Source organism: Chryseobacterium jejuense (genome assembly GCF_900100075.1).
GTDB lineage: Bacteria > Bacteroidota > Bacteroidia > Flavobacteriales > Weeksellaceae > Chryseobacterium > Chryseobacterium jejuense.
In genome coordinates this window covers 631,821-650,943 of record NZ_FNEG01000002.1, presented here as the reverse complement: position 1 = coordinate 650,943, position 19,123 = coordinate 631,821, and the positions used below count along the sequence as shown (strand labels likewise).

Genomic DNA, 19,123 nt, shown 5'->3' with positions numbered 1-19,123 from the left:
TTAAAACTCAATCTTTACTTTAGCATCAATTTTTAGCTTAGCTGTTCCTCCGATTAGTATAGGTCTGTTGTCTTTAATATGACCATTCGGGAATCCGAATACTGTAGGGAATTTATATTTTGAAATTCTCTCAGAGATCATTTTATAGGCAAATTCGTCAAAGCTAGCCTCATAATCTTTATTCTCTTTCTCATCACCCATATTGGTCATTCCGCCTATGATAAGTCCTTTGATCTTATTGAATACGCCTGCCAGCTCAAGACTCATAATCATACGGTCCAGCGCATAGAAGTTTTCTCCGATATCCTCAATAAATAAAACTTTATCTTTAAAGTCAAAAGAATATTTGGTTCCCAGAAGGGCATAGATTAGGGCTAAATTCCCTCCAACCAATTCACCTTTAATATTCCCTTTTTTATTGAATGGGTGAGATTTTAGGCTGTATTTAGGCGTTTTTCCTTTTAAAATATCGAAGATGAGATCATAGCTCTCATTAGTTACTCCAAAACTGGATGTTTTGATGGTCTGTCCATGGATGGAAGCAAAACCTTTTTTCAGCAGATAGCTTTGTATAACGGTATTATCAGAGTATCCAATATACCATTTCGGGTTTTCTGTAAAGTTTTTTAACTTCAGATGCTGAACCAGTTGCTGACATCCGTAGCCACCTCTGGAAGCCCAGATTGCGCCAATCTCCTTATCATTTAAAGCCCAATTGATATCTTTTATTCTTTCCTTTTCTGTTCCGGCGTAATTGTATCCGTTTGAAAATTTGGTGTAAAGATGCTCCCCTAAAACAGGTTCAAATCCTTTACTTTTAATCAATTTTATTCCCTTTTCTAGTTGAGAAGCATCTACCGCTCCTGCAGGGGAAATAACAGCTACTTTCGCTCCTTTTTTAAGAGCTTTTGGAAAGATAATTTTTTTCATTTTGTTTGTTGATATTTTACTTCTTTCTTCTCGGCTTCTTCCAGTTGTCTGTCAAACTGATTGAATGTTTTAAAACTCTGAAGGAAGATAAAGAAACTGAATACGATAAGAATCACTCCTACAACTCTTCTGATCCTATTGGCCAGTTTTTGGGTAAGTTTATCGTGAAATTGTTTCGCCAAAAATATCTTCGCAAGATCAATGCCAAGATAAGTTCCTATTACAATGCTTATGTATAAAATAAAACTGCTGGTGTCCGGATATTGATTCCTTACGGAAATTACCGTTACCAGCCAGAAGAGAATGACTCCAACATTTAAAAGGTTAAAGAAAAAACCATTAAAAAAGGTTTTAATATAATTTTGGCTAATGATCTTGTCTTCGCCGGGCATATGCATTTTAGTTTTTGTAACCAACATCACAATCCCGTAAACAAAAATCAGAATAGAAGTAATCCTGTAGAATCCGGGATGTTTGTCTATAAGTGTAACAATATCTGCACTGGCATAATAGGCTGCTACAATACACAGTAAATCTGCAGTGATTACCCCAAGATCCAATGACAAAGCATGTTTGGGGCCTCTTGAAAAACTGGTCTCTATTAACAGGAAGAATATAGGTCCTATAAAAACCAGACTCAACATGAATCCTAAAATAATGGCAGATAGTACAAGTTCAAGCATTTAATAAATTTTAAAATGAACAAAAATTCATTTCGTTTTATACAAAGTTATACTTTATGATTTAATTATTCAATAAAGATGTGATATATCAACTTTTATTTTAACTACAATTTGTGACTAAGTTTTTAGAAAAGAAGCGGAAAAGCGGGGAGAAGGGAGATTATGGTAATATGAAAAAACTACCGAAGTTTAAAGCATCATTTTTTCAACCTTTCAAAAAAATAAAGAGGCTATTCCTGCTTCGGAATAACCTCTTTTTATTATTTTATTTTGAATTACTGATATTATTCAACAATCTTAAAGTCCAATTGTTTTTGAATCAGATTCGCTTTTACAACTTTAATCTGAACCTGATCTCCCAACTGGTATTTATTTCCATGTCTTACTCCATATACAGCATGTGTTTTGGCATCATACATATAAGAGTCATCTACCAGATCTCTTAATTTGATAAGACCTTCAGCTCCGTTTTCAGGAATTTCTACCCAGAATCCAAATTCTGCCACTCCAGAAATAACTCCGGTGAACGTTTCACCAAGATGTTTTTCCATGAATTTCACCTGCATGAACTTAATAGAATCTCTTTCTGCATCAGCTGCCAATCTTTCCATAGAACTGCAGTGTTTTGCTTTTTCTTCCAGCTCTGGTCTGTTTGGAGATTTTCCTCCATCCAGATAATGCTGAAGAAGACGGTGAGCAAGCAAATCCGGATAACGACGGATAGGAGAGGTGAAGTGGCTATAATAATCAAATCCAAGTCCATAGTGACCAATTGGCTCTGTAGAATATACCGCCTTGCTCATACTTCTCATAGCAAGAGTTTCGATCATATTTTCTTCTCCTTTTCCCTTTACATCGTGAAGAAGTTTATTCAAAGATTCTGCAACCTTTTTGGTATTGGCAAGGTCCATCTTATATCCGAAAGTAGACACAAAGTCTCTTAATGATTCCAGCTTTGCAGGATCCGGGTCAGCGTGAACCCTGTAAATAAATGTATTTTGAGTAACATCTCCTTTTTTATTTAGGGATACAAACTCTGATACCTTTTTATTTGCCAAAAGCATAAATTCTTCGATCAGGTGATTGGAATCTTTACTGATTTTAAAGTACACTCCAATCGGCTCATTATTTTCATCCAAGTTGAATCTTACTTCACTTCTATCAAAAGTAATGGCTCCATTTCTGATACGCTCATTACGCATGATCTTAGCCAATCTGTCAAGAACATTAATTTCCTCAGCCAAATCTCCTTGGCCTGTCTCAATACGTTCCTGAGCTTCTTCATAGGTAAATCTTCTGTCTGAATGAATTACTGTTCTTCCAAACCACTGCTTTTGAATTTCTGCCTGATCGTTCAGTTCAAACACCGCAGAGAAAGTGTATTTATCTTCATGGGGACGAAGAGAACATACATCATTACTCAATACTTCCGGCAACATCGGAACCACTCTGTCTACAAGATACACTGAAGTTGCTCTCTTATATGCTTCATCATCAAGGATTGTTCCCGGAACTACATAATGGGATACATCGGCAATGTGAACTCCTATTTCCCAGTTTCCGTTTTCCAGTTTTCTCATGGATAGAGCATCATCAAAGTCTTTCGCATCCTTAGGGTCAATGGTAAACGTACATATATTACGCATATCCCAACGTTTTGCTACTTCATCATCGGTAATGCTTCTGTCTATTTTATCTGCATCCACTTCTACTTCCTGTGGAAATTCATAAGGTAGACCATATTCTGCAAGAATAGCGTGGATCTCGGTTTCATGTTCTCCAGGAGCACCTAGTACTTGTATAATTTCTCCTTCAGGATTTTTATCGCCAGGTTTCCATTCTGTCATCTTTACAATGACCTTATCTCCATCCTCCGCATCATTGAATTTTGTCTTAGGAATAAAGATGTCTGTATTGATTGATCTTTTATCACAAACCACAAACCCAAAATCCTTGTGAGCTACCTTCTGAAAAGTACCTACAAACTCTGTTCTGTTTCGCTCTAAAACCTCCAAAACGGATCCTTCCAGTTTCTTTCCTTTATAATGATAAGTTATAATAAGAACCTTATCTCCCTGTAGAGCATCCTTTACATTTTTAGCGTGAACAAAGACATCATCTTCTAATCCTTCTACACTTACGTAAGCATTTCCGCTCTGGTTAAAATCGATAGTACCGGTTAACGTTCCTGCAATTTTCAGGTTCACGATATACTTTCCTCTTTCTACTTCTTTAATCTTTTCAGATCCCTGAAGTTTATGCAGTGCCTGAATAACAAGTTCTCTTTGTCTTGGATTTTTATAATCTATTCCGTCAGCAATCTGCTTATAATTATATATTTTTGATGCGTTTGCATTCATGAAACGAAGGATCAGTCTTCCGATTTCCATCAGTTTCAAATCATTTTTATGACTTATATATTTTCTTTTTTTTGGCATTTTAATTTTTTTAAATTTCTTAAGTTGTTATATCATGAATTGAAATTTCCTTAATTCCGGAATTTTCACATTCAGAATAACTGTCTTTATTGTTTATCCAAACTCCTGTTTTACTTTTAATCATTTTATAAGGCAAAGCTATAAAATCTATATCAGGACTTTGAATATCTTCTTTATTATTATGTATATTTTTTACAAAGCTCTTTTGGTATATTTTCAGCCATTATGATCTTTTGCTTTTTACGGGTTAAAACAATTGATCATAAAAAATAAACCACAGATTCTTTTATTTTCATCAAACCTTAATGTTTAATTTAATCTTGTTTTTTCTAAAATCTACTTTACAACGGAAGCTTTAGTTTTGTATAAATTTAATACAAATTTTGAGAAGAAAAGAGAAAAACCTTCTATAAAATATCTTTAAAAATATTACAAAGGTTCAGGAGAAGTATAGAATTTAATTTCTATTGAACACTGCAAATGTACAAATAAAAAATAAATAAGGCCTGCAATCAAATTACAGGCCTCAGTATATTTAGCAAACAGCAATCTTATCAACTCTGTTTTGGTGTCTTCCACCTTCAAACTCTGTAGAAAGAAATTTGTCTACAATTTCAATCGCCAATTCTTTTGATATAAACCTTGCCGGCATAGAAATCATGTTCGCATCATTATGCTGTCTTGCCAGTGTTGCAATCTCCGGCATCCAGCAAAGCGCACATCTAATCTTCTGATGTTTGTTCGCAGTGATCTGAACCCCATTTCCGCTTCCACAGATCAAAATTCCCAGCTCGTTTTCTCCGTTTTCCACAGAGGTTGCAGCAGGGTGGACAAAGTCCGGATAATCCACACTGTTTGTGGAAAACGTTCCAAAATCCTGAACTTCAAACTTTTCTGAAAGATAGTTCTTAACAATCTCCTTATATTCATAGCCTGCATGGTCTCCTGCGATAGCAATTTTTCTTTTCATAATACTCTTATTAAGCTTTTTTAGATTTTATTTCCTTACAAAGGTAAGAATAATAACAATTCGTGTTAGTAAACCGTGAGTTAATTGTGAAAAGGTATGTTAATAACTGTGGAAAACTTTTTTCAACTTTCTATTTTCAAAGATGAAATTATTTCGTAATAGGAAATCTTTCTGAAAGTTTCTCCCAGAACTTTCCAGATCTTTTCTCAAGCTATCCCCAGGTTTTTCCATAATGAAATAACTAATAATGCTTTGTTGGCAAAGTTATCAACAATTGTGAATAAGTGTGTGAATATGCATGTTTACAGAGATTTACATTGTGAGTTATTTATGAATTACATACCAGTTGAGTATTATGAACTTTATGTCAAAAACTTATCCCCGTTACTAACAATACATAACAACAACTACATTATTTTTCTTTTTATAAAGAGAAGAATTGTTGATTAATGGGTGATTGGGTTCGGGGAAAGTTTTTGAAAACTTTTATTTCGATCAATCTGTTGAAAAAGTTTAAAACCTTACATTTGTGAAACGAAAAATCAAAGAAATTTATGGAGTTGAGCCTTGCCGCAATTTGCTGAAATGTAACCTGCCCCGTAAAGGAGACTGCATGAACTCTTGGAAAAAATAAATCTAAATATAAAAATGAAAACAATTAACGACTTCAATTTTAAAGATAAGAAAGCTCTTGTAAGAGTTGACTTCAATGTTCCACAGGATGACCAGTTGAATGTGACTGACAATACCAGAATTGTTGCGGTGAAACCTACCGTTGAAAAAATCCTTAAGGATGGCGGTTCTGTTATTTTAATGACACACCTTGGAAGACCAAAAGGAGAGGTGAAGGATGAGTTTTCTCTAAAACATATTATTGGTGAAGTTTCAAACGTTCTTGAACAGGAAGTGAAATTCGTTGATGAATGCATAGGAGAGAAAGCTGAACAGGCTGCTGCAGATTTGAAACCAGGTGAAATTTTATTACTGGAGAATGTTCGTTTTCATAATGAAGAAGAAAAGGGAGACGAAGCTTTCGCTGAACAACTTTCTAAATTAGGTGATGCTTATGTAAATGATGCTTTTGGAACTGCACACAGAGCACATGCTTCTACTGCTGTAATTGCTAAATTCTTTCAATCAACTAAATTTTTCGGTTTATTAATGGCTAAAGAACTTCAAGCTATCGATAAAGTTTTGAAAAGTGGAGAGAAACCAGTTACTGCAATCTTGGGTGGTTCTAAGGTTTCAACTAAGATTACCATCATAGAAAATATTCTTCCTGCAGTAGACAATTTAATTATTGGAGGTGGAATGGCTTTCACATTTATTAAGGCACTAGGTGGAAAAATTGGAAACTCATTGGTTGAAGAAGATAAACTTCCGCTGGCATTGGAAATTTTAGGTAAGGCAAAAGAACATAAAGTTAAAGTATATCTTCCATCTGATGCGATTATTGCTGAAAGTTTTAATAACGATGTTGAAAGAAAAGAAGTTGATATCTATGCAATTCCTGAAGGATGGATGGGATTGGATGCCGGTCTTAAATCTAGAGATCAATTCAATGATGTATTATTGAATTCAAGAACAATTCTTTGGAATGGGCCAATTGGTGTTTTTGAAATGTCAAACTTTGCCGGAGGTACTATTGCTCTTGGAGACAGTATTGCTGAAGCAACAAGATTAGGTGCTTTCTCTTTAGTAGGAGGTGGTGACAGTGTTGCATTCGTTAAGCAATTTGGATATGCTGATAAAGTAAGTTATGTTTCTACAGGCGGGGGAGCAATGCTTGAAAGTCTTGAAGGACTTGAGCTTCCTGGAGTAGCTGCCATCAATAATTAATAGAGAAAAAAATTCAATATTTCAAAGCCTGCTAATATTATTAGCAGGCTTTTTTGTGCCTATATTTTCATTGAGAAATCCTGAATTGATCAAGTAATTTAATGTTTTGTGATATAACTTGAAGTTATATTGAATTATGGTGTTTTGATTTACTGAAAGTTATATTTCTAGGCCTTTTAATAAAGGAAATTTTAGACTATAAATCTTGACAAAAAAGGAGTAATTACTATCATTTAATGATGCTTTTTTGTTTTCGGATTAGGGAGCATTTGGTTTGAATTTTATAATATTTTGAATGCTGTTTAGGGTAAACTTCAATTGATAAAAATTGCTTTTTTAATCTTTATTTCTGCAATGCTGAGGAAATATTTTTATTGAAATTAAAAATAGAATATCCGGATTAATTACAGGAAAAAGTAAACTTTGAAATATACTTTATGAGTTAAATTTGGATATTATTCGGTGAAGGTCCGATAGACTTTTCTATAAAGTTGATCTTGATAATTTTCAATTTTTTTTATCATTCTCTAAGAATTAATTGTAGTATTAGAATCCTAGAGAGATTATGATATGGATACATTTTTTTTCATGGGGAAAGAGGAGAGTACCTATACATTTTTAGCTTTGATAGCGCTTTACCTTTTTTATGTGTTCGTTAGATCCTTGAGTTGAGATCATTTTTCTTTGGCTGTTTTTAATTGTTTATATGTATAATTGAAACGAATAGTTAGTAATCTGATTTTTAATTGATAATATTAATGTTATCGATCTAAAGTTTTTTGTTTACTTGATATTGTTTTAGTGATGAATTTTATGTTTTAACATTGTTGCTGTATTTGTTTGTATTTCAGTGATTAAGCTTTATTTTTTTTCAGATTTATTACCCTTTTTTTTATCCTATTTTTATCATTTTTTTAACGATTTTTTGTAAACATCGTATATGCTTAGTTTTATATTTTAAATAACTGTACATCAGTTATTAAACTATATTTTAAATAAATATTTAAGAGAGCCATATGAATATATTTTTTTCTACTTTTATTTTTTTGAAAACTTTTATATTTTCAATTTCACGTGACACAATTGCATATAACAATGAAAATTTCTCTCATGGCCTAATTTTCTATGGATTTTAATTATAATTTTTTTTGGTATTTATTAAAAGTTAAAAATTTTCCGATTTCATTCAAATTATTTAATTCTTTTACATTTTAGAAAATTTGAAAGAATTTAGCTTTGAATAGTTTTCTTCATATAAGGCATTTTCATTTTCCGCGATGGAGTAGGGGAATGTGCTCAGGTTTTAAAATTTGGGATTAATTTGAATTCTGGGCAATATCAATGTTTTATTTCTTAGAACTGACTGATTATTTTTTAGAATAGCATAAAAATTGGCTTCTAGAAAGGTTCCTAAAATCTAAAAACTTTGATTTCTTGAGTTATTTTACGTAAACCAAAAATAAGCGCTTAAATGAGGTGTTTTTGTTATAATTCTGGTTTTAAAACTCAATTTTTATCTTTTAATGTAAGTTTCTCTCTTTTTGTGTGAGCTTTTCAGAATCTAATGAAATTTTTTAGGATTGAGGCGCTCCAATAAAAAATGATTTTTTGCAAAAGTGGAGTAAGGGGGTTAAAAAATTGTAAGTTGTAATCTTTCATCATTTTTGAATTAGTATTCAAATTGGAACACAACTTTATTTTTATAAGAAATAAAAAACTCAGGAGATGCTTTCCTGAGTTTTTTAGATTTTAGAGTCGAAATCATTGAAAATCGACCTTCAGAAATGGCTTAAAAATCGATTATCTATCTTTTTTCGATAATGTATATCAAACTTGAAAATTCGTTCGAAAAAGAGGCTTTTATGTTCGAAATCGTTCCGTAGATACTTGCTTTTAGCCAGAATAGAGGAGATTTTTTATATTTTTCGCTTAACATAGAGATGTAGTAAGAATCAAGGATCAAAGGTTTGATCTTTCTCATTTTCCAATCTGGTTTTTTAGAAATCAGATTTTCCATTCCATTTTTAGAAAAATGATAGATGTGTCTTGGTACATCATAGGCAGCCCAATATTCTTTATAATGTTTCGCATCATAAGAAGTAGGATTGGGAACCGCAATAATAAGAAGCCCTTTGTCTTTTAATTTCGTGTGAAAAATATTGAGCATTTCATCCTGGTTCTCTATATGTTCAAATACATGCCATAATGTAATTGCATCAAGGCTTTTGTCTTCAATTTTTTGAATATCGTCCAGGATCTTTGCTTTTGTAATTTTTCCCTGTGCTGCTTTTCTAGCATCTGCATCTGGTTCAAATCCTAAGGTTTCAAAATCATTTTCTATATACTTTACAAATTCTCCGGCACCGCATCCATAGTCTAATACTTTTGATCCTTGTTGAATTCTTTCAACAAGAATATTTTTTTTGTACTGCAGATTAAATGACTGAAGAAATTTATATAGTTTTTCTTTCAGGCTTCCGGAATCCTGGTGATGGGAAATGTAATCTTCACTTTCGTAGTATCTGGAAATATTGGATGGAATAGGGGAGGTCATATAGACTCCTTTGGTTTCTGTTTCTTTAATTTCAAATATTTCCTGTGAAAGAAAATGATCTTTTATTTTCATTGATTTCGCTATCTGTTATATTGTAAATGTCTTAATCTATACAAATCTACATTTATTTTATTCTGAATACAGGCAAAGGTTTGCGGAAGTAGCCCAGAAAGTGAAATGGAGTATCTTATCTATGTTTACTATTCTTCATTCGGATAAATAAAAGTAGAGATGTAATTGTATATATCCATCTAAAAAATTAAGATATTCATAAACTTTTATAAGCTTTATAAATACCTTAATTTTCGTTTTTATTGTAATAAATGTTTCACGTGAAACATTTTTATTTTAACGTCCTAAATACACTAGTAAAACATTGATATCGGCTGGAGAAACACCACTTATCCTTCCTGCTTGTGCAATCGTCTTAGGGCGTACGTTAGACATCTTCTGTTTTGCTTCTGTAGAAAGGCTTGAAAGCTTCGTATAATCAAAATCTTCTGGAATTTTAATGTTTTCCAGACGGTTTAATTTGGCTACATTCTCCTTTTCTTTTTCAATATATCCTTTGTACTTGATGTTGATCTCAGCTTGTTCTCTTACTTCTTCATTATATTGAGAAGATACTTCTTTAATGAAATCTATTCCATCAAGCTTTTCTAGCGTTATATTAGGTCTTGTAAGGATTTGAGCGGCTCTGTAGGCTTGATCTACAGGGTTGCTTTCTATTGATTCTAAAATAGGGTTAATAACACCCGGTTTTAAAGAAGTTTCACGTAAAAACTCTTCAAGTCTCTGACTTTCAGTTATTTTAGTTTCAACTTTTCTTAATCTTTCTTCTTTTGCAAGCCCAAGGTGATATGCTTTCTCAGTTAATCTGATATCTGCATTATCTTGTCTCAATAGAAGTCTGTATTCGGCACGTGAAGTAAACATTCTATATGGCTCTTCAGTTCCTTTTGTAATCAAGTCGTCAATTAGTACTCCGATATAAGCTTCATCTCTGTTTAGGATAAATTCATCTTTCTCGTGAACTTTATTGTGAGCGTTGATTCCTGCAATCAGACCTTGGCCTGCTGCTTCCTCATATCCGGTAGTTCCATTGATCTGTCCTGCGAAATACAAATTGTCAATCAATTTTGTTTCTAAGGTATGCTTCAATTGAGTAGGAGGGAAGTAATCATATTCAATAGCGTATCCCGGACGGAAAACTTTTACATTTTCAAATCCTGGAATATGTTTCATAGCTTTGATCTGTACATCTTCCGGAAGAGAAGAACTAAATCCGTTTACATAGATTTCAACAGTTTTCCATCCTTCCGGTTCTACGAAAAGCTGGTGTCTGTTTCTTTCTGCAAAACGATTAATCTTATCTTCAATACTTGGGCAGTATCTTGGTCCTAAACTTTGAATCGTTCCGTTGAACATTGGACTTCTATCGAAACCTTCACGAAGAATATCATGAACAATTTCGTTAGTGTATACAATATGACAACTTAATTGTTTTGTTAATTTCGGAGTATCAAGATAGCTGAACTTTTGGGGATTTGAATCTCCTTTTTGTTCTTCCATTTTTGAGTAATCCAAACTTCTTCCATCAACTCTTGGTGGAGTACCGGTTTTCATTCTTCCGGCTTCGAAGCCTAAGCTTACTAATTGTTCGGTGATCCCAAATGCTCTTGGTTCACCCATTCTTCCACCACCTAGTTGTTTGTCTCCAACATGAATTAATCCGTTAAGAAAAGTTCCGTTGGTAAGGACAACTGATTTTGCTTTAATTTCAATTCCTAAAGAAGTAACTACTCCGGTTACTTTATTATTTTCAACAATCAGTTGTTTCACCATATCCTGAAAGAAATCAAGATTAGGAGTATTCTCTAAAGCCAATCGCCATTCTTCGGCAAAAAGCATTCTGTCATTTTGGGTTCTTGGGGACCACATGGCAGGACCTTTTGAAAGATTGAGCATTTTAAATTGGATGGCAGATTTGTCTGCTACGATTCCGGAGTATCCACCCATTGCATCAATTTCTCTTACGATTTGTCCCTTTGCGATTCCACCCATTGCCGGGTTGCAACTCATCTGTCCGATGGTCTGCATATTCATTGTAACCAATAGTGTTTTTGAACCCAGGTTGGCTGCTGCTGCTGCTGCTTCACATCCTGCGTGTCCTGCACCTACTACGATTACGTCATATATTTCTGAAATCATTTTTATCTCGCTGTTTAAGCTTTAAACCTTACCTTTAATTATCAATGTTTCACGTGAAACATTTTTGAAGAATGCGCTCTAAGTAAATGTATATTATTACTAGAATTGAGTACTTTAGATATCGGACTTTAAGTGATTGTTTAATTTATTTCTTTAAGTTCCTATACTTCTCTAAGTACACATCTTCCATTCTTCGCATCTCTTTTTCCTCTTCTTCCGTCTTGTCTTTATAGCCAATAAGGTGTAAAATCCCATGGGCTAAAACCCTTCTTAATTCATCTTCATAATCTCGGGAAAGGGTAGAGGCGTTATCAGAAATGCGTTGCAAAGATACGAAAATCTCAGCGCTTATTGTCTTGCCTTTTACATAATCAAAAGTGATAATATCGGTATAATAATCATGCTGTAAATAATCCTGATTAATCTTTAAAAGATATTCGTCATCACAGAAAATGTAGTTGATTTCTCCTAGTTTTTTTCCTTCTGAAAGTATTAAATCTTCCAGCCATTGTTTGTAATCTGCATCTACCGATTCCGGTAAATTTTCGTAAAAGAATTGTATCATTGTATTAAAACCAGTGTCCTAAAATAACACTGAATATGCCTTTTTGATTGTTTTTAAGTGAGTGGCTAAAGTTTACTTTAATCTGTCCGAAAGGAGATTTGTAACCAGCCGTAATGCCAAGCGAGCTATAGTTTACCTTAACTGCATCTTCAAATTTAATGTCATTGGAAAGGTTGGCAAAGCTAAAATTTCCGCTGATAAAATAGTTTTTATTAAATCTGAACTGAAGATCATTGGATGCCAAAATTACGTTATTCGTATGTAACTGGGCAAAGTAGAATCCTCCAAAACGTTTGAAGTTGATAATATTTTGTTCAAATATCCCACCCAATCTGTATTGATAATAGAGTGGAAGATGCTCTCCAAGTGTAATTCCTCCGAATAAATTAAGACGGTAAGTAAACTGTTTTCCCAATGGAATATTAATCTTTAAATCTGCTTTTATCTGCACGATCCTTTTTTCTACTTCAGACTTTAAAAGGTCTATTACCTTTCCTTCTGCAGCGAAATAAATACCTTTAGTAGCAAATTCTTTATCATCCTGAGTGTCTGTCTTCAGAAATACATAAGGGTTTAAAAAACGGCTGTAACGTCTGTTGTCACCATTAATTTCAGCTTTAAAGTAGTCATGGCTTATACCACCGCCAATAGCGTATTTATCTTTCCATACAGACTGTATATAAGCTTCATTTCTCATCCATTCCCATTTGTCGATAATATTATTATCTGCATTTTTAAGATCAAAGGTCATTCCAGAAGAATAAATTCCGAACCCTGGAATATAACCATTATCAATAAAATAGTTCAGATAATATCTTAATTTATCACCTACCACTACATCCACAGAAAGATTGGAATTCTTAAATAAAAGCCTTTTTGCCGAATAGTTTAGAAGTAAACCTGTTTTGAAAACTTCATCGTAATGCAATCCAAATTTCAGGAAATGTCTGGCTTCATCTTCGGTAACATAAAGCTTTAAATAATTGGCATCATTCTCCTGAACAATATCGTAGTTAATGAACTTGTAATTATTCGTGGCAACAAGTTTATCAACCATTTTATTGATATTTCCATAGGTTTGCAAAGAGGGAAGACGTAATCCCATTTTCCCGAGAGTATAGTTTTTACCATATATTTTGCTTCCTTCTATAGAAATACTGTCTATCTTATATACATTAGAATATATTGGATTTACACGTTGTCTAAGACGGTCAAACTGGCGCTTAGGAAGTTGATCCAGGACTTGTGAGTATTTTAAACCTTCTACATAACCACTATCAAGAATTTTTTTCTTTTCATCATAGCTTGTAGCAGACATCCCTTTAAGGTTAGGTTTAATATTGATATCTGTGTATTTATATTGTTTCCTTGTGTCTCTTTTGATCCCGAAATCAATAACCTGGTTCAGAATGGATATAATATTGTTTAAATCTTCTCTTTTGGATAGATCCTGATTCAGGTCCACCCCAATAACGATGTCAATTCCTCTGTCCTTTAATGGCTTTGAAGGATAATTTACCGTCATTGCTCCATCAATATATATACTGTCACCAATTTTTACAGGATCCATTAAAGATGGAAAAGCGGAACTGGCCATAATAGACTGTACAAGGTCTCCCTTTTCAAAGATCTGCATATTGCCGCTTTCAAGGTTGGTGGCAACACATAAAAAAGGAATAGGCATTTTAGAAAAGTCTTCAATATTGGCAACATTTTTTAAAAGTTCCTTTAAAAGATAAACATTTCTCTGCCCTGTACTGATGGAAGAGGGAAGTGTAATTTTTCCGTTTTTTAATGGAATGGATAAAAGGTATTTGTCTACCGATTTATTGAAAAAGGTGGTTTCCTGTCTGGATTTCGGATCCATAATTAAAGAATAGAAATCGGTATCCATTACAATTTTTTCTATTTCTTTACCAGAATATCCGGAAGCGTACAGACCGCCAACAATGGCTCCCATACTGGTTCCGGCAATATAATCCACTTTTACTCCTAATGAATCTAATACTTTAAGTACTCCAACATGTGAAAAACCTTTGGCACCACCACCGGCAAGCGATAGTCCTATTTTGGGGTTCTTCGGAATCACCAGGTCTTTTTTTACCTGAGATTGGATCCACAGTAATGGGAATATGAAAAGAAGAATCAGGAGTTTTCTCATAGTTAATCTTTTATATAAATCCGTTTCACCCGAGGCGAAATGGATGTTAATACTTCATAGGTTATCGTTTTGCAGTAGCCTGCAAACTCTTTTAAACTTGGTTTTGCATTAAAGACGGTTACCATGTCGCCTTCCTTTATATTAGGAACATTTTCCACGTTAATCATCATCATATCCATACAGATATTCCCAACAATTGGAGCCAATGTTTTATTTACTCCCAGGCTTCCTACCTGGTTTCCTATTAATCTTGGAATACCATCTGCATATCCAACAGGGATGGTGGCGATCTTTGTAAGATGATCAGCTTTAAACCTTCTGCTATATCCAACAGATTCACCGTTTTCAACCATTGATATCTGTGAAATTACGGTTTTAAAGCTTACCACAGACTGTAATTGTTTCTGAATTTCAGAATCCGGAGATTCTCCAAGCATTCCGATACCGATTCTTACCATATCATATTGGTGATCCGTATAGCTTGTAATTCCGGAAGAATTTAAGATATGTCGAAGAGGAGCATAACCTAGTTTTTCTGTCAGGTAGTTTGAATTCTTATCAAAAACCTTGAATTGATTCATAGTAAATTCCCTTTCCTCAGGCATATCTGAAGATGATAAATGGCTGAACATACTCTGAACTTTAAAATTCTTTTCACTTAAAGTTTCACTCAGCTGATCCAGTTCAAAATCTTTAAATCCAAGACGGTGCATTCCCGTTTCCAATTTAATATGAATAGGATATTTTTTATCATATCCGGATTTCTGAACGGCCTCATAGAATAGTTCTAAAACTCTGAAGCTATAAATCTCTGGCTCCAGGTTATATTCTATGATGGTTTGATAACTGTGTTGTTCCGGGTTCATCACTATAATAGGAGTGGTGATTCCTTTTTTACGAAGTTCTACACCTTCATCAGCAAATGCTACTCCCAAATAATCGATGTGATGATGCTGTAAAAATTCTGAAATTTCATAGCTTCCCAAACCGTAAGCATTGGCTTTTACCATAGCCATCATTTTTGTTGTTGGCTTGAGAAGAGATTTGTGGTAATTAATATTATGAAGAATAGCATTCAGATTAATTTCTAAAACCGTATCATGTTTTCTGAGTTCGAGAATATCTTTCAGTTTTTCAATTTCAAATTTTCTGGCTCCTTTGAGAAGAATAATCTGATTTTCGATTTCGGAAAGATGTTTGCTTTCAATCAATTCTTTGGTATCGATGAAAGTGAATGTTTTAGATTTAAATAAATCACTAAACTTTGAAATTTCATCGCCAATCAAAAATACAGAGTCAAAATGTTGCTCATTCACCAATTCTGAAACTTCTTCATACAATTCCTGGGAATTGGTATTCACCCCTACGATGTCTGTTAAGACCAGAGATTTTTTGGGTTTATTATATTCCTTTAAAAATTGAAGGGCAGTTTTTAAAGAATCCAGATCCAGGTTGAAAGAATCGTTGATGACAATATTGCCCTTAATTCCTTCAATCGCTTCAAGCCTCATTTCGACGGCCTTTAAAAGGTTGATTTTTTCAACGATCTTTTTATTTTCGACCTCTAACACCTTAAGGACTGCGATAAGCGCTGTAGCATTGGTTAACGTTGATTCGTCTCTCTGATGAGCCGGAAAACTGATTTCTTCGCCAAAATAGTCAACGATGATATTTTCATCTTTAGTATTTTTTTTGATGAAGACCTGATTTTCTTGTTTGAACCCGTAAGAGATTAATTTTTTATCAGCGTATAAATTTTTTATTTTTTGATCTACCAAAGAATGATCACCATTATAAATGATCACCTCAGAATCTTTGAAAAGTTTAATCTTTTCATCAATCAGTTCTTCTTCGGAAGAAAAGTTGGCAGCATGAGCATTTCCGATATGTGTTAACAATCCGATCTGAGGATGGAAAATATTTTCCAGTTTTTCCATTTCATTCGGATGAGAAATTCCTACTTCAAAAATTCCCAATTGGTGAGAATCATTAATTTGAAGAAGAGAAAGGGGAAGTCCTATCTGAGAATTAAAACTCTTTGGACTTTTTACAGTGGGGAATTCATTCCATAAACATTGATATAGCCATTCCTTTACAATGGTTTTACCGTTACTTCCTGTGATTCCAATAGATCGTAAATGAGAATTTTCGAAGTGATACTTTGCTAATTGCTGTAGAAAATCCACAGAGTTTTTAACAATAATCCATGTTATATTTTCAAACTGTGGATATTGATGTTCAGAAATAATAACATTAATTCCTCTGTCTATAGCAGCTTCAATGAACTTCTCACCAGAATTTTTATGGGTGTTGATCGCTATAAAAGCCATATTTTTAATTGAATAAATAATCCTGCTGTCATAGGCTATATTTTTAACCACTAAATTCTTGTCTCCAATAACTTCTGCATTGGTGATCTCTGCAATTTGTTGTACTGTATAGTTCATTGGTACCCTTTCTGCTTTATTTTAAGGTGAAATTGCAAAAAGGTAAAATTGCAAAGAGGGCAGAAGAGCTCATTGTTGTAAGCAGATCTCCTTTTGAAATTTTACAATATTGCTTTTTCGTTTTTCATTTATATTATATGAAGTGAATATATTTTTATGGTTTCGAGTTTTTATCTCTTTCAGTTATTTTCTTTTTGAAAGTACTTCATCAATAAAAACACGACGGCTTACGGCTTCGTAGCTTTCAGTTTCACCCAGCTCTACCAGATTATCTCCTTGGGAGGTTCTCATAGAATAGTTGGCAAGGTTACCTGTTCTCTTACAAATAGCATGCACTTTCGTTACATATTCTGCAGTAGCCATCAAATTAGGCATAGGCCCGAAAGGACGGCCGAGAAAATCCATATCTAAACCTGCAATTACCACTCTCACACCACTGTTAGCCAATTGATTGGCTATCTCAACAATGCTTTCGTCAAAAAACTGAGCTTCATCTATTCCTACCACATCACAATTGGATGCCAGCAGAAGAATCTCATTCGGATTATCTACTGCAGTACTGCGGATTTTATTCTGATTATGAGAAACAACATCCTCTTCAGAATACCGGATATCCAGTTTCGGTTTAAAAATTTCTACATTCTGTCCTGCCATTTCTGCTCTACGTAATCTTCGGATCAACTCCTCGGTTTTACCCGAAAACATAGAGCCACAAATCACTTCCATCCAACCACTTTGTTTGGAATGATTAATTGTATTTTCTAAAAACATTTGTTAAATTAGCCGTATATTTTCAACATCAAAAGTAAGCAATTTTAATAAGAATCTTATCATGCAAAATATCCAAGATTTAAAGGAAAAGATTTTATTTGAGGCTAAGAATATCATTGATAATCTTGACAAAATAAATAACGTAGACGAATTACTTTCCAAGCAAGATCTTGTGGATGAGCTTGCTAACAGGATTTCTTTTTTGAAATTACTGGAAAAGAATATCGAATATTTCATAGCAGAAGAACCTGTTTTACATTCAGACAGTCTTCCTGTTTCTTTTGTTTCAGGTGAAGCAGATCATCATCATCATGACTCAGGAAACGAAGTAACGGAAGAAGAAGCCATTTTTAATAATGAGCTGAACGAAATTGATGAACATGAAAATGATAGTTTTATCACCGGAATTGAGGAAGAAGAGGTTTTTAATAATCAACTGAACGAGATTGTTGAAAATGAATTCCATGAAAACATCATAAGCTTTGTAGCAGAAAATAATGAAGAAAGAGCTGTTGAAAATGTTCAGAATTCAGTTGCTTCTGAAGAGGTAACGGAAGAAGAGGCAATTTTCAATAACCAGTTGAATGAAATTGAAGAAAATGAACATTCTATTGCCCCTGAAGCGGTTTTAAGCTTTGTGGATGAAGAGAAAATTCTTGCGGATGCTCACCCGGATTCAGATGAAGATATTAATGAAGATATGTTCGGGGATGAAGTGACAGAAGAAGAAGCGATCTTTAATAATCAACTGAATGAAATAGATACTGAAGACGACGAAGCAGAACATAAAAAAGAGGTAGATTTTGCAGAAGTAAGTAATACCAAAGAAAATAATGTCAGAGAAACCATTCCAAGTATCTTCGATACTGAAATGCTGGATGATGAAATACTGATTGAAGAAAATGAAGAACAATTTGTAACGTCTAATATATCTTTAGAACAAGGAGAACTGGCCTCTGAAACTTCCAATGTTGAAAATATTGTAAATGACATTAAAAATGACCATTTTGAAGAAGAAAAAGTGGAAGAAAAGGTTCTCGCTGAAGTATATGACAGAAGAAAAATTGTTGAAATAGACAAACCTGTTCCCGAAGAAACAGAAAGACATCCTTCTGATGAAAGTTTTGAGAATTTAGACGAATATCATCAGGAGAAAAAAATAAAATTAGCCAATATCAAAGGGTTGAAAGCAGTTCAGTCCCTGTTTGATGATGATCCGCTGGAAAGAGATTTTCCAAAAGAAAACCAGCCAGAATCTGTAAAAGAAGACACAGGAAGTATTCTGAAATCTAACATTCCTACCAACTTTATGGAAGTTGAGAAGCAAAAACCAGAGTTTAAACTGGATTTGAATGACAGAATTGCTTTTTCAAAAATGTTGTTTGATGGAAGCCAGGCAGATCTGAATGATGCAATTGCCTATCTGAACCAGTTCAGAACATTAGAAGAAGCCAAGGAATACCTGAGTGATCTTTATTATGATAGAAAATGGAGTAAGGTGGATGAATATGCTCAGCGACTTTGGATATTGGTGGAAAATAAATTTTTATAATT

General features: G+C 33.7%; 12 protein-coding genes. 2 read left to right on the top strand and 10 right to left on the bottom strand.

Annotated features, from left to right (window positions below):
* The 4 genes from BLS98_RS08335 to rpiB form a co-directional block, all read right to left on the bottom strand.
* Complete coding sequence (locus tag BLS98_RS08335) at positions 1 to 930, bottom strand: S66 peptidase family protein (protein WP_089735421.1); 930 nt, start codon at positions 928 to 930, stop codon at positions 1 to 3.
* Positions 927 to 1,613 carry a LysE family translocator gene (locus BLS98_RS08330; protein WP_089735419.1) on the bottom strand — a complete coding sequence of 229 codons (687 nt, stop codon included), beginning with the start codon at positions 1,611 to 1,613 and terminating at the stop codon, positions 927 to 929. Before BLS98_RS08330 ends, BLS98_RS08335 begins: the two co-directional genes overlap by 4 nt.
* 284 nt (positions 1,614 to 1,897) lie before the next feature.
* Complete coding sequence (gene rnr, locus BLS98_RS08325; RefSeq protein WP_089735417.1) at positions 1,898 to 4,051, bottom strand: ribonuclease R; 2,154 nt, start codon at positions 4,049 to 4,051, stop codon at positions 1,898 to 1,900.
* 535 nt (positions 4,052 to 4,586) lie between these two features.
* On the bottom strand, positions 4,587 to 5,021 hold the full coding sequence (rpiB, locus tag BLS98_RS08320) for a ribose 5-phosphate isomerase B (protein WP_089735415.1): 435 nt from the start codon (positions 5,019 to 5,021) through the stop codon (positions 4,587 to 4,589).
* A 648-nt stretch (positions 5,022 to 5,669) separates the two neighbouring features.
* On the opposite strand from rpiB, the gene BLS98_RS08315 reads away from it, so the two are divergent.
* Entirely contained in the window at positions 5,670 to 6,860 is a 1,191-nt protein-coding gene (locus BLS98_RS08315; protein ID WP_089735413.1) for a phosphoglycerate kinase, read from the top strand.
* Positions 6,861 to 8,664: 1,804 nt separating this feature from the next.
* Here BLS98_RS08315 and BLS98_RS08310 read toward each other — a convergent pair.
* From BLS98_RS08310 to BLS98_RS08285, 6 genes are all read right to left on the bottom strand, one after another.
* On the bottom strand, positions 8,665 to 9,486 hold the full coding sequence (locus BLS98_RS08310) for a class I SAM-dependent methyltransferase (protein ID WP_089735411.1): 822 nt from the start codon (positions 9,484 to 9,486) through the stop codon (positions 8,665 to 8,667).
* Between the two features lie 276 nt (positions 9,487 to 9,762).
* Positions 9,763 to 11,625 (bottom strand): tRNA uridine-5-carboxymethylaminomethyl(34) synthesis enzyme MnmG, encoded by a 1,863-nt coding sequence (gene mnmG / locus BLS98_RS08305; RefSeq protein WP_089735409.1) that lies wholly within the window; start codon positions 11,623 to 11,625, stop codon positions 9,763 to 9,765.
* Positions 11,626 to 11,770: 145 nt separating this feature from the next.
* A complete protein-coding gene (gene ybeY / locus BLS98_RS08300; protein ID WP_089735407.1) occupies positions 11,771 to 12,190 on the bottom strand; it encodes an rRNA maturation RNase YbeY in 420 nt (139 codons plus the stop codon).
* Positions 12,191 to 12,194: 4 nt separating this feature from the next.
* A complete protein-coding gene (locus tag BLS98_RS08295) occupies positions 12,195 to 14,351 on the bottom strand; it encodes a patatin-like phospholipase family protein (RefSeq protein WP_089735405.1) in 2,157 nt (718 codons plus the stop codon).
* 2 nt (positions 14,352 to 14,353) lie between these two features.
* The gene (locus BLS98_RS08290; RefSeq protein ID WP_089735403.1) at positions 14,354 to 16,798 is read right to left on the bottom strand and encodes a bifunctional UDP-N-acetylmuramoyl-tripeptide:D-alanyl-D-alanine ligase/alanine racemase; all 2,445 of its coding nucleotides are present in this window, start codon (positions 16,796 to 16,798) and stop codon (positions 14,354 to 14,356) included.
* Between the two features lie 183 nt (positions 16,799 to 16,981).
* Positions 16,982 to 17,569, bottom strand: a complete 588-nt coding sequence (locus BLS98_RS08285; protein WP_089735401.1) for a thymidine kinase — start codon at positions 17,567 to 17,569, stop codon at positions 16,982 to 16,984.
* Positions 17,570 to 17,630: 61 nt separating this feature from the next.
* Between BLS98_RS08285 and BLS98_RS08280 the strand changes: the two genes are divergently transcribed.
* A complete protein-coding gene (locus BLS98_RS08280; RefSeq protein ID WP_089735399.1) occupies positions 17,631 to 19,121 on the top strand; it encodes a hypothetical protein in 1,491 nt (496 codons plus the stop codon).
* Positions 19,122 to 19,123: the final 2 nt, after the last annotated feature.